Origin of the sequence: Allocoleopsis franciscana PCC 7113 (assembly GCF_000317515.1) — a bacterium.
Lineage (GTDB): Bacteria > Cyanobacteriota > Cyanobacteriia > Cyanobacteriales > Coleofasciculaceae > Allocoleopsis > Allocoleopsis franciscana.
Genome location: NC_019741.1, coordinates 26,371 through 38,468 on the forward strand (window position 1 = coordinate 26,371; position 12,098 = coordinate 38,468).

10 protein-coding genes are annotated in these 12,098 nt (G+C 45.0%); 9 read left to right on the forward strand and 1 reads right to left on the reverse strand.

Translation table 11 applies throughout. From position 1 onward, the window contains the following. The first annotated feature begins 74 nt into the window (after positions 1-74). From MIC7113_RS32435 to MIC7113_RS32475, 9 genes are all read left to right on the forward strand, one after another. Positions 75-317, forward strand: a complete 243-nt coding sequence (locus tag MIC7113_RS32435; RefSeq protein WP_015186309.1) for a helix-turn-helix domain-containing protein — start codon at positions 75-77, stop codon at positions 315-317. Positions 318-403: 86 nt separating this feature from the next. Continuing rightward, positions 404-1,555: a GTPase gene (locus MIC7113_RS32440; protein ID WP_015186310.1), complete on the forward strand. Its 1,152-nt coding sequence runs from the start codon at positions 404-406 to the stop codon at positions 1,553-1,555. A gap of 135 nt (positions 1,556-1,690) precedes the next feature. Then, positions 1,691-3,286, forward strand: coding sequence for a type I restriction-modification system subunit M (locus MIC7113_RS32445; RefSeq protein ID WP_015186311.1), 1,596 nt, complete (start codon positions 1,691-1,693; stop codon positions 3,284-3,286). Positions 3,287-3,294: 8 nt separating this feature from the next. Next, on the forward strand, positions 3,295-3,561 hold the full coding sequence (locus MIC7113_RS32450) for a ribbon-helix-helix domain-containing protein (RefSeq protein WP_015186312.1): 267 nt from the start codon (positions 3,295-3,297) through the stop codon (positions 3,559-3,561). Continuing rightward, positions 3,558-3,863, forward strand: coding sequence for a type II toxin-antitoxin system RelE/ParE family toxin (locus MIC7113_RS32455; protein ID WP_015186313.1), 306 nt, complete (start codon positions 3,558-3,560; stop codon positions 3,861-3,863). Before MIC7113_RS32450 ends, MIC7113_RS32455 begins: the two co-directional genes overlap by 4 nt. 9 nt (positions 3,864-3,872) lie before the next feature. Continuing rightward, entirely contained in the window at positions 3,873-4,190 is a 318-nt protein-coding gene (locus MIC7113_RS32460; protein WP_015186314.1) for a nucleotidyltransferase family protein, read from the forward strand. Continuing rightward, positions 4,177-5,508 carry a restriction endonuclease subunit S gene (locus tag MIC7113_RS32465; protein WP_015186315.1) on the forward strand — a complete coding sequence of 444 codons (1,332 nt, stop codon included), beginning with the start codon at positions 4,177-4,179 and terminating at the stop codon, positions 5,506-5,508. Before MIC7113_RS32460 ends, MIC7113_RS32465 begins: the two co-directional genes overlap by 14 nt. Continuing rightward, positions 5,508-6,395 (forward strand): abortive infection family protein, encoded by an 888-nt coding sequence (locus MIC7113_RS32470; RefSeq protein ID WP_015186316.1) that lies wholly within the window; start codon positions 5,508-5,510, stop codon positions 6,393-6,395. The genes MIC7113_RS32465 and MIC7113_RS32470 overlap by 1 nt, the downstream gene beginning before the upstream one ends. Beyond that, the gene (locus MIC7113_RS32475; protein ID WP_015186317.1) at positions 6,392-9,556 is read left to right on the forward strand and encodes a type I restriction endonuclease subunit R; all 3,165 of its coding nucleotides are present in this window, start codon (positions 6,392-6,394) and stop codon (positions 9,554-9,556) included. The genes MIC7113_RS32470 and MIC7113_RS32475 overlap by 4 nt, the downstream gene beginning before the upstream one ends. Before the next feature lie 15 nt (positions 9,557-9,571). On the opposite strand, the gene MIC7113_RS32480 is transcribed toward MIC7113_RS32475, so the two are convergent. Continuing rightward, entirely contained in the window at positions 9,572-12,088 is a 2,517-nt protein-coding gene (locus MIC7113_RS32480; protein WP_015186318.1) for an NACHT domain-containing protein, read from the reverse strand. Positions 12,089-12,098: the final 10 nt, after the last annotated feature.

Below are 12,098 nucleotides of genomic sequence, written 5' to 3' on the forward strand. Positions count from 1 at the left end.
CAGTAAATATACCATGTTCCAGACTATGCCTTTAGGTTAACTTCGATCAGAAGAACCTATGAGGCATTTTCGCTATGCCCGTAACCGAATCGAAGTTAACCGCAGTACTCGTGAAGGAAACCCGGAAGCGTCTGGGGTTAACTCAATTGCAGTTTGCCCAATCGTTAGAAGTGTCGTTTCAAAGCGTGAACCGTTGGGAACGGAGCAAGACAAAGCCTTTACCGATAGTTCTCAAGCAGATTGAGGTGATGGTAAAGGAGATGGGCGAGCGCGGTTCGGATTTGGTAGCGAAGTATTTTTCAGTTAATGAGAATTAATGTCGAGGCGTGAGTAGCAGCCCGCGTTACACAAATGTAGGCTGATGGCTGATTCCTGTGATGTTGGAAATTTAGTAGGAGATTTCATGGCTCAGACAGCAGCAGATAATTGGAATGAGAGCAGTTTCTTCGAGAGTGTTGAGGCTAAATTTGAGGAAAAAGTACCAGATTTCTCAAAAACTCTAAACATTGCCATTATTGGAAGAGTCAGTGCTGGAAAAAGTTCATTAATCAATGCTTTACTAAAGCGGAGTCGCAAAAAAGCATTGGCAGAAGTTGGTGCTGAATCGGGTGTAACCACGAATTTAAAAGTATTACGGCTAGATGAACGGGTCAGGTTGATAGATTCACCCGGTCTTGATGATGTCCGTTCTGAGAATAGTGATGTAACACGAGAATTCCTAAAACGTATTGACGTAGGAATTCTTGTAGTTTCTGGTTCTTCAGATGCTTCTCAGAAAAAGTATCTTGTAGACCTGCAAGAACACTGCGATTCTGTATTTATCGTACTCAACAAAATTGATGATTATGATAGGTTTGCTCGTCCTAATGGAGATAATCCAGCTTTGGAGAAGGTCGTAGATCAGTGGAAGCAAGACCTTCAAATACAAAAAATCTATCCAGTATGTGCATTTGGTTATGATCAAGACCTCCCTCCTGACATCCCACTAGATATTCGTGGTGTATATGGACTTCGGGAGGATATTGAAAATTTTTTAGCTTCAAAGGGAAAGGATTTACTCCTCGCCCGTCACATGGGTGACAAGGAATCATATGCAAAAAGCATTATTGCCGCTGCGCTCGTTGCAGTCACAGGTGAGGCATTTTTACCTGGAAGTGCAGCTTTTATCACGGCTACACAAGTTGCTGCGATCGCCTCTCTTTACTATCTGTACACAGGAGAAATTCTTTCTCCAAAAGCAGCTATAGCAATACTGCCTACCTTTATAGCTGAGTCGGCGAGAGGTAATCTATTCCTTTGGGTTCAATCGTTCCTCCCCCCGAATGGAATCACTAATCTTGCTGCCGCTGGCATTGCCATGAGTATTACTCTGGCAATGCTTACTACCGTCAAGTTTGTACTAGCAAGCGGGGCAAAACTTCAAGAAGAAGAACTTCTTAAGTCAAAATTCCAGTATTTTCGCAAGAAAGCTGAAAATTCCGTGAAAAATCTGGCTTTGTCAGAATGGAATGATCGAGAGGCTTGGAAGGGGATGATCGACGCAATAAATCAGTAGAAAGTATTCTGCCAACGAGAGTGATGGGCGATCGCCCCAGAGGGACACCAGTCGAAAGGGCTGTTCGCCTAATTTAGAATAGTTCAGCTAGCCACGAGGCGGCGAAACCTTGGGAAACGATAGAGTAACGTAACGATGCCAGCCAATTACACCGAGATTGAAAAGCGCCTTTGGGAAGCAGCGGATGAACTCAGGGCGAACTCGAAGCTCAAACCCTCTGAATACTCGGTGCCAGTGCTGGGGCTGATTTTCCTTCTCTACGCTGACTATAAGTTTGCTCTAGTTGAGCAGGAAATAGCGGCAGGTAGGATGAGCCGTCGGCGCACGGTGGGGAAGACAGATTACCAGGCAAAGGGGGCGTTGTTTCTGCCGGAGACTGCCCGTTTTGATTATTTGCTCAATCTGCCGGAAGCGGAGGATATTGGTGGGGCGATAAATGCGGCGATGAAGGCTATTGCAGATGAGAACGAAGAACTGGGCGGTGCTTTGCCTAGAAACTATAACAGCTTGGAAAAGCCGATTCTGCGGGAGTTGCTGAAAATCGTCAACCGGATTTCCAGAGAAGGGATTACTGAGGATGCGTTTGGGGAGATTTATCAGTATTTCCTGGGTAATTTTGCTCAGAAGGAAGGGCAAAAGGGGGGTGAGTTTTTTACTCCGACTTCCTTGGTAAAGCTGATTGTCGAGGTGATTGAGCCGGATTATGGCATGATTTTAGACCCAGCCTGTGGTGCTGGGGGGATGTTCGTGCAGAGTGCGGTGCGGATTCGCAATAAATTAAACCAAGACCCGAATAAGGTGATTAGTGTCTACGGGCAGGAGAAGGTAGACGGAACGGTGAAACTCTGTCAGATGAACCTGGCAGTACACGGGGTTTCGGGTTTACGCAATATCCGGCAGGGCAACACCTATTACGAAGATATTCACAACAGCGCCACTTATGACAAAGATGCTCAAGACAGCATCGGGGCGTTTGACTTTGTGATGGCGAATCCGCCATTTAATGTGAATGGGGTGGATCGGGAGAAGATAAAAGGCGACCCTCACTATCCCTTTGGCGTTCCTTCAACAGACAATGCGAATTATCTCTGGATTCAGTTATTCTACAGTGCTTTAAATCAGAACGGACGGGCGGGGTTTGTCATGGCAAACTCGGCATCGGATGCGCGGGGTTCTGAGTTGGAGATTCGCCGCCAGTTGATTGAAAAGGGGGCGGTGGATGTGATGATTGCGATCGGGTCTAATTTCTTCTACACGGTGACGCTGCCCTGTACGCTGTGGTTTTTGGACAGGGGGAAGGTGAAGACACCTCGCAAGGAGAAGGTGTTATTTATTGATGCGCGGCATATTTATCGTCAGGTTGACCGCGCCCATCGGGATTTTAGCGAACAACAGGTTGAGTTTATTGCCAATATTGTGCGGCTGTACCGAGGGGAAGCGGTAGAGGTGACGGGTGCTGAGTCCAAAATGTTGGCTGAGACGTTCCCAGAGGGGGCTTATCGGGATGTCGCAGGGTTGTGCAAAGTGGCGACGTTGGCTGAGATTGAGGCACAGGGATGGAGTCTCAATCCTGGGCGTTATGTGGGGGTAGCCCAACGCAAGGAAGCGGAGGATTTTGATTTTGCCGAACGGTTGGAAGAGTTGAATGAGGAGTTGGAAATCCTTAATGTTGAGGCAAGGGAATTGGAGGAGAGGATTGCTGAGAATGTGGCGCAGTTATTGAACTTGTAGGAGTGACCATGAATATTAGTTTAAAACCAGAACACGAACAATTCATTCAGTCTCAAGTGGCGAGTGGGAGATTTGCTAATCAGGAGGAAGTGATTGATATCGCTTTTCGCTTGTTAGAAAAGCTTTATGGTGAGTATGAACAATGGATAGAAGAAACGCGGAACAAGATTGATATAGGGATTGCAGAACTTGACCGAGGGGAAGGATTAGATGGGGAAACTGTCGTCGCGGGGATTTTAGAGAGATTTAAAAAAGCACGTCAAGAGCAAGAATGAGTCGTTATCTGATTTCACCTTCTGCGAGTCGGGATTTGAATGCTATTGCTGACTATTTCTTGACTAGGAATGTAGACGCTGGAGAGAGGTTATTTCATGAGTTCACTAAAAAGTGCCAGTACATAGCACAATTTCCCAACTTAGGTAAAAGTTACAGTTATCTTCGACCTTCCTTACGGGGGTTGCCTTTAGATGGATACATTATTTTCTATCGAGTTGTTGAAGATGGGGTTGAAATTGTGCGGGTGGTGAGTGGTCGTCAAGATTTAGAATCCTTGTTTTCTGAGTCGGATGATGGATGAGGCAAAGGAATGAGTGAAACTAAACAATTACCAGTCGCAATTCCCAAGGAAGAAATAGAGCAATTTTGTCAGCGTCACCATATCCGCAAACTGTCTTTATTTGGTTCGGTGTTAAGGGATGATTTTACACCGGAGAGCGATATTGATTTTTTAGTAGAGTTTGAGCCGAGAAAAACTCCGGGTTTCTTTAAGATTGTCAGTATGGAAATGGAACTTTCTGAACTGTTAGAGGGGAGAAAGATAGATTTAAGAACTCCTAATGAGTTGAGTATTTATTTTCGAGACAGAGTGATGGATGAGGCTGTGGTGCAGTATGACAGCAATTGATGATTTAACTCGCTTGATGCAAAAACATAAAAAAGACGGTTGGCGCAAAGTCAAACTAAAAGAAGTCTGCCGTGAAATTACAGTTGGTCATGTAGGATCGATGGCAAAAGAATATGTTGATGAAGGTATTCCTTTCTTACGTTCTCAGAATATCTTGCCATTTAGCCTTGAATTATCCTCGGTTAAGTACGTTACACCTGAGTTTCACGGCAAGCTGAGGAAGTCAGCCTTGTCACCAGGAGACGTTGCAGTTGTAAGAACAGGCTATCCTGGCACCGCTTGTGTTATTCCCTCTAAGCTTTCTATATCTAACTGTGCAGACTTAGTTATTATTCGCCCATCAGAAGAAGTTAATGCGAAATATCTTACTTGCGTTTTTAATTCAACTTGGGGACAAGGGACAATAGCAGGAACCTTAGTCGGAGTAGCGCAGCAGCATTTCAATGTTAGTGCTGCAAAGGAGATGGAAGTCAATCTTCCACCTCGCCAAACTCAAGACAAAATTGCAGCGATTATTTACAACTATAACGACCTAATCGAGAACAACACGAGGCGGATAGAGATACTGGAAGAGATGGCGCGATCGCTCTACCGCCAGTGGTTCGTCAACTTCCGCTTTCCTGGACATGAACAGGTGAAGATGGTTGATTCAGAATTTGGGCTGATTCCTGAAGGTTGGGAGGTAACATCTATAGGAAATCATATTAATACTCAAAAGGGTTATGCCTTTAAAAGTATTTGGTATCAAGAAGAAGGGATAAAGATTGTTAAAGTTTCAGATTTTACTAATGATTCTATAGATATTAGTAAATTAGTCAGTATTTCTGAAGAAATAGCAGGGCAATATAAAAAGCATGAACTTGAGGCTAATGACATTATTATTCAAACTGTGGGTTCCTGGGCTTCAAATCCTCAATCTGTAGTTGGCAAAGTAATTAGAGCTCCTAAAATTGCGGCGAAAGCATTGCTTAATCAAAACGCTGTAAAGGTAATTCCAAAAGAATCAATTAATCAAGTTTTCCTTTTTTATAGCCTTAAAAATGAACGGTTCAAAAGTTATATAATTGGCTGCGCTCAAGGTGCTGCTAGCCAAGCCAGTATTACTCTTGATGCCATTAGAGAATTTGAGGTTTTACTACCGCCCATTAGTTTGCTCAATTCTTTTGATAGTTTTGTTCAACCCGTGTGGGCTTTAATAAATAATTTAGAGGAGAAAAAAAATAATCTTCGTTACACTCGTGACTATCTACTACCCAAAATCATCTCAGGTGAGATTGACCTAGAAAAATTTGAAAAAAATTTGGAAGGAGTAGCATAATGCAGATATCAGGAATAACAATTTCCCAGTTAGCACTAATTATAACTGGGGATAGCAATATTTCACCTTACAGAAGTCGTTACCAACTTATAGACTTTTTTCAGGAAATTGATTCAGATAATGCTGATAGAGAACATTTATCTAGACGTGAATATACCGAGTGCAAAATAAAAGAAGCCAATGGAACTTCTAATTTACCTATAGTTTTTCGTAATGCTTTAGACCCCAGAAACTTTTTAGAAACAACGTTTGAACTTGAAGAAGTTGTAAAAAAGCTAAATGTTTTTTTAGAATATGACAAATATAAAATTGTAAAAATAGGCGAATTCTACGAAGTCAAGGATAACCGAGGTATGGCTGTTGAGCTTGAATTACCATTTGAAGGCTCAACAGAAATAAGCCACGTTTTCATTGAAGAGCAAATCCAGAAATGTGAGCGAAAAATTAGAGAAGGTGATTTTGACGGTGCTATTACAAATGCTCGTTCATTGTTAGAAGCAGTCTTGCTATATGTAGAAAAGAAATTAAGTCAATCTCCTCCTGAGTATGATGGCAAATTACCTAAGCTATATACTCGTGTACAAGAATTACTCAACCTTGAACCATCAAGAAAAGACATTTCTCAAGCTTTAATTCAGATGCTTCAAGGTTTAACTAGCGTTGTTTCAGGTTTAGCTGGAGTAAGTAATATGATGGCTGATAGACACGCTAGAAAATATAAGCCAGCAAAACATCACGCTGTTGTATCTGTGAATGCTTCAAAAACAGTAGCAGATTTTATTTTTGAAACTTTCTCCTATCAATTGAGTAAGGGAAGTATTGGTCTTCAGACTAGTCAGACAATATCAGCAGATGAGGCAGCAGATCCAGGAATATCTAAATCATGACCCCACCTCACCCCGACTCAGAAGAAGCCCTAGAACTCGAAACCATCGCCCTATTTGAACAACTCGGCTACACCACCGCCAACTGCTACAACGAATGGAATAGCGGCACCAGCACATTAGGGCGAGAAACCAGAAGCGACGTAGTGCTAATCTCCAAACTGCGCCCAGCCCTCGAAAAACTCAACCCCCACCTCCCCAACCAAGCCATCACCCTCGCCATTGAAGAACTCACCCGCGACAGAAGCGCCCTCACCCTCGCCAGCGCCAACCGGGAAATTTACGATCGCCTCAAAGATAGAGTAAAAGTTACCTACCGCAACGACGAGGGCGAAGACGTAACTGAAAACGTCACCGTCATCGACTGGCAAACCCCCACCAACAACGAGTTCTTCCTCGCCTCCCAATTCTGGATAGCCGGGGAAATGTACACCCGCCGCACCGATTTAATCGGCTTTATTAACGGTATTCCCCTCATCTTTATCGAACTCAAAGCCTCTAGAGAACGAGTCGAATTCGCCTACCAAAACAACTTCTGCGACTACCGAAAAGAAATCCCCCAACTGTTCTGGTATAACGGCATTGTCATCCTCTCCAACGGCAGCATTAGCAAAATCGGTAGCCTCACCGCCACCTGGGAGTACTTCTCAGACTGGAAGAAAATCAACAGTGAAGGTGAAGCAGGAATCATCTCCCTCGATACGATGATTCGCGGCACCTGCGACAAAACCAAACTCTTAGATATCGTCGAAAACTTCACCTTATTTAGCGAAGAACAAGGCGGCTTAATCAAACTCGTAGCCAAAAATCACCAGTATCTCGGTGTTAATAATTGCCTAGAAGCCGTGCAAAACATCCGAGAAAACCAAGGCAAACTCGGAGTATTCTGGCACACCCAAGGCAGCGGCAAAAGCTTCTCCATGCAGTTTTTTTCCCAGAAAGTTCACCGCACAGTTGAGGGAAACTGGACGTTTGTAATTATCACCGACAGAGACGATTTAGACGACCAAATCTACAAAAACTTTGCCAAAACAGGTGCCGTCACCGAACCCGAAAAAGAAGTCAGGGCAAAGAGTGGCGAACACCTCAAACAACTCTTGACAGAAGACCATCGTTATGTGTTTACCTTAATACAAAAATTCCGCACTAAAAAAGGCGAGAAATACCCCAAACTCTCCGATAGAGATGATGTAATTGTGATTGCCGACGAAGCGCACCGTTCCCAATACGATAGCTTCGCCAGAAATATGCGAACCGCATTACCCCAAGCAGGATTTATCGGCTTCACTGGCACACCCCTACTCGTGGGAGAAGAAGCCACGCGGCGCGAATTTGGCGACTACATTAGCATCTACAACTTCCGCCAATCCATCGAAGACGGCGCAACGGTTCCCCTGTTTTATGAAAACCGCATCCCCCAACTGGAACTGACTAATTCTGAACTCAACGAAGAGATTACCGATGCCATCGAATCAGCCGATTTAGATGAGGCACAAGAGAATAAACTGGAACGGGAATTTTCGCGGGAATATCACCTGATAACGCGAGAGGAACGCTTAGACGAAATCGCCCAAGATATTGTCACTCACTTTTTAGGACGGGGATACCAGGGCAAAGCAATGGTAGTCTCCATCGATCGCTTCACGGCTGTCAAAATGTACAATAAAGTCCAGTACTATTGGCAGCAGCAGTTAACCGAGTTACAGAACCAACTCACCACCGCCAGAGAGAGTGAACGCGAACAGCTAACCGCGAAGATTCAGTACCTAGAAGAAACCGACATGGCGGTAGTCATTTCCTCCTCCCAGAATGAGGAAGAAGCGTTTAACAAAAAAGGCTTAACAATTAAACCCCACCGCCAGCGTCTCGCCAAAGAGAAACCGGGACTGGACGTAAAATTCAAAGATGCCAGTAACCCGCTGCGAATCGTCTTTGTCTGCGCCATGTGGATGACAGGCTTTGACGCCCCCAGTTGTTCCACCATTTACCTGGACAAACCAATGCGGAACCACACCCTGATGCAAACCATCGCCAGGGCAAATCGGGTATTTGGGGAAAAGGTAAACGGGCTGATCGTAGACTATATCGGCGTGTTCCGCGACTTGCAAAGGGCGTTAGCGATTTACGGTTCCGCATCCGGTGGCGGTGTAGAAGCAGGCGATACCCCGGTACAATCCAAGGAAGCCCTGGTGGAGAAATTGAGAAAGGCGATCGCAGATACTCTACAATTCTGTAGCGATCGCGGCATCAACTTTGACCAAATCCAAACCACTACCCAAGCCTTTGCCCGTACCAAGCTATGGAATGATGCCGTCGAAGCCATCCTCGTGAACGACGATTCCAAGCAGCGGTATCTGGCACTCACTCAGAACGTCACCAAACTCTACAAAGCCATTCTCCCAGACCCATCAGCGGGTGAGTTCAATCCCACCTTATATGCCTTTGGTGAAATCACCAAGCGCATCAGAAACCTGGCTTCCCCGGTGGACATTTCCGAAGTCAAAGCCGCCGTTGAGGAAATTCTGGACGAGTCCATCGGTACGTTAAAGTATGTCATCCCCGAATCCAACCAACTCATCGACCTCAGCCAAATTGACTTTGACGCCCTCAAGGCCCAGTTTGACAAGGGGTACAAGCACACGGAAGCCGAGAAGCTAAAAGGGGCAATTAGCATCCAGCTAACCCAGATGGTACGCCTCAACAAAAGCCGGATGAATTATCTGGACAAGTTCCAGCAGATGATTGATGAATACAATGCTGGTTCTCGTAACGTGGAAACCTTCTTTACCGAGTTGGTGGAGTTTGCCCAGGAACTGAAGGTTGAGGATAAACGTGCGATCGCAGAGAATCTGGAAGAAGAAGAACTGGCAATTGTTGACCTGCTGACGAAGCCAGATATTACCTTAACTGAGAAGGAGAAGCTGGACGTTAAGAAGGTGGCAAAGGAACTTTTGTCAACCCTGAAGCAAGAAAAATTAGTACTGGACTGGCGCAGACGGCAGAAGACGAAAGCAGAAGTTAAAGTTGCGATCGCAGACATTTTAGACCAACTGCCGGAAAGCTATTCAACTGACGTGTATGAGCGCAAGTGCGAAGAGGTGTATCATCACGTCTATGAGTCGTACTCTGGGGCAGGACGCAGTATTTACAATACAGCGGCTTGAGGGGGATGAGTCATTTTATTTTCTAACAATATCGATTGGTAATAACAAGGTATCTTCTATTTTCTGCCGTACCTCACGACTCACATAACAATCGCTATTTAGGCAATCAACAAGTAGCTGATTGGCAGAGTAATACTGAGACAACAGTTCCAACTGTGGTTGAGTGAACTGCCAATCATGCCCAATATTTCGCTGTTCAATCATCACATCATTTAGCTGCTTAATCCAATTTTGACCATTAACTTGCCACCATTGCAGGTATATCTCATTACTCTCTTCACTGTTGTTTAAATTAGGCAGTTGAGCTTTTAGTTCTTGCAGAGGGTGCTGTAGTTCAGCTTCGAGGGCGCTGTCGAGGGCGCTGGTGAGGGCGCTGTCGAGGGCGCTGGTGAGGGCGCTGGTGAGGGCGCTGGTGAGGGCGCTGTCGAGGGCGCTGTCGAGGGCGCTGGTGAAGGCGCTGGCGAGGGCGCTGGCGCTGTCGAGGGCGCTGTCGAGATCGAGGGCGCTGTCGAGATCGAGGTCGAGGTCGAGGTCGTCGCGGGTGAGGGCGCTGGCGTTGGTGAGGGCGCTGTCGATGACGCGGGTGAGGTCGCTGTCGAGGTCGAGGTCGTCGCGGGTGAGGACGTGGGTGAGCATGTGGGCGATGTTCCTGGTGATGGCGAGGGCGCGAGTGCTGGCGAGGTCGCTGTCGAGGGCGAGGGTGAGGTCGCTGTTGAGGGCGAAGCTGCTGGCGAGGGTGCTTTCAAGGTAAAAAGCCCGCACAGAGGCTGGTTTATAAGCCACTTTCATAGATAGGGATTTTTGTTTTAACCAGGAGAGAAACTCTTGTATTTTTTTGTCTGAAGCTACGAGTTCATCCGTCTTATCTTTCATCGATAGCAATAAATCACCCGCATCAGATAACATACCAACGGCTAACAGAAAGACTTCCCGCCAACGCTTTTCAGTGATGTGATTCGCTAGGATTTTCAGTTGCTCTAAAGCTTGTAACGCTGGGGTATCAACGATTTTCTTAGCCGTAAAATATTCCTGGAACGTTAAGTGAGAGAAGGAATAAATACCTCGTGCGCGTTCTACCAGTAATCCATGTTGAGCTTCGATGGACTTCAGTACTGCTTCACTGTCTAACCGTAATGCCTCTGGGTCAGTTTTGGCTTCAGGCAAATTCCGAATGTAATCGCTAATATAGCGTTCGATATCTCTTTGCTTGAAGAAGTAATCCTTGCGTTTGAATGTAGTCCAGGCAACATCACTCAGTAAATCTTCTTTATGCCGAACTGATAGTTTTTTGTAGATTTCATCTCGTTTAATTCCACGCTTGCTGTCCCATTTTCTCAACAGGGTGTGAATTGCCCTGTTATATAACTCGGCGCGGTCGGATGGGAAATCGCCAGAATCCTCAAACTCTAAGCACAGCAAGGTCAGCAGCAAAGGATTGGTAGCTAATTCCTTAATGGGCTGGTTTGACTCCAACTCTTGTACAAATTGTTCAGCTACCTCTAATTCTTCCTTACCAAACCATTTATTAACAAATGTTTTAATTTGCTCATCATTAAAATCAGCGACTTCTACTTCAACAAATTGTTCAAGGGTATATTCCCTTGCTGCAATTCGACAGGTGATGAGAAACTGATTCGTGTGATACTGAGTAGAAAATTCTTTAATCTCTTGTAGAACTCGGTCGCTATCCTCTTCTCTAACTTCATCTAGACCATCGAGTAAAATCAAGGCTCTGCCTTGATTGATGAATTCCGATATTGGAGTATTCGTTATGGACTCTTTAGTAAACTCGTGATTTATGAATTCTAATAAGCTTAGTTTTTCACTGTTTTCAGCAAACTGCTTAAGGGTAATAAACAATGGAACTCGGTCGGATTGAAATTCAGCACAGATACATTGAATCGCCAGGTATTTCAGGAATGTTGTTTTCCCAGCTCCTGGTTTTCCCAAAACCATTAACTTAGGGTAACGATTTACGGCATCTAGTCCTGGTACTCTCTGTTGAGTTTGACCTAACCCACAACGATTGAAGTCTTCTTTCTCTGGGTCAAAAGCTTGCAAGAGGTCAGAAAGATTCAACCGTGTGCGCCCAGTAATTTTCTCCAGAATGTTGACATCAGTGTAAATATCATTTAACCCAATGGGCTGTTCCATATCCAGCACGCGCATTTTGCCGCAGCGTTCTTGAATAAGAGGCTTGACTTTTTCGCGTATCTCCTGCACTAAGGCATCTATATCTTTATCGCTATTTAAAGTCTCATTAATTGCAGAAGGATGAGTTTTTTGATATTCCCCAATCAGAAAATCACGTAATCTGTGAAATTTACCTGGACCCTTACCACCTATGCTGAACTTGTTGTAGACCCCAGTCATGCGAGTGCGGAAAGCTGCTGGAGAAATGTGGAGAGACTTAGCGGCATCCGATTCATCCCCCTTGATACTAAATCGCTGAACAAACGCCTGCTTTTGCTCCGGGGAAAGCTCGTATTTCTTAGCCAACTGATTGAGAAAATCCTCTGGTAGCAGGTGCATTCGCTAATCT

Bases quoted from the DNA above. Each gene is read 5' to 3' on its own strand.
- MIC7113_RS32435 (WP_015186309.1), top strand. From the start codon at position 75: ATGCCCGTAACCGAATCGAAGTTAACCGCAGTACTCGTGAAGGAAACC.
- MIC7113_RS32440 (WP_015186310.1), top strand. From the start codon at position 404: ATGGCTCAGACAGCAGCAGATAATTGGAATGAGAGCAGTTTCTTCGAG.
- MIC7113_RS32445 (WP_015186311.1), top strand. From the start codon at position 1,691: ATGCCAGCCAATTACACCGAGATTGAAAAGCGCCTTTGGGAAGCAGCG.
- MIC7113_RS32450 (WP_015186312.1), top strand. From the start codon at position 3,295: ATGAATATTAGTTTAAAACCAGAACACGAACAATTCATTCAGTCTCAA.
- MIC7113_RS32455 (WP_015186313.1), top strand. From the start codon at position 3,558: ATGAGTCGTTATCTGATTTCACCTTCTGCGAGTCGGGATTTGAATGCT.
- MIC7113_RS32460 (WP_015186314.1), top strand. From the start codon at position 3,873: ATGAGTGAAACTAAACAATTACCAGTCGCAATTCCCAAGGAAGAAATA.
- MIC7113_RS32465 (WP_015186315.1), top strand. From the start codon at position 4,177: ATGACAGCAATTGATGATTTAACTCGCTTGATGCAAAAACATAAAAAA.
- MIC7113_RS32470 (WP_015186316.1), top strand. From the start codon at position 5,508: ATGCAGATATCAGGAATAACAATTTCCCAGTTAGCACTAATTATAACT.
- MIC7113_RS32475 (WP_015186317.1), top strand. From the start codon at position 6,392: ATGACCCCACCTCACCCCGACTCAGAAGAAGCCCTAGAACTCGAAACC.
- MIC7113_RS32480 (WP_015186318.1), bottom strand. From the start codon at position 12,088: ATGCACCTGCTACCAGAGGATTTTCTCAATCAGTTGGCTAAGAAATAC.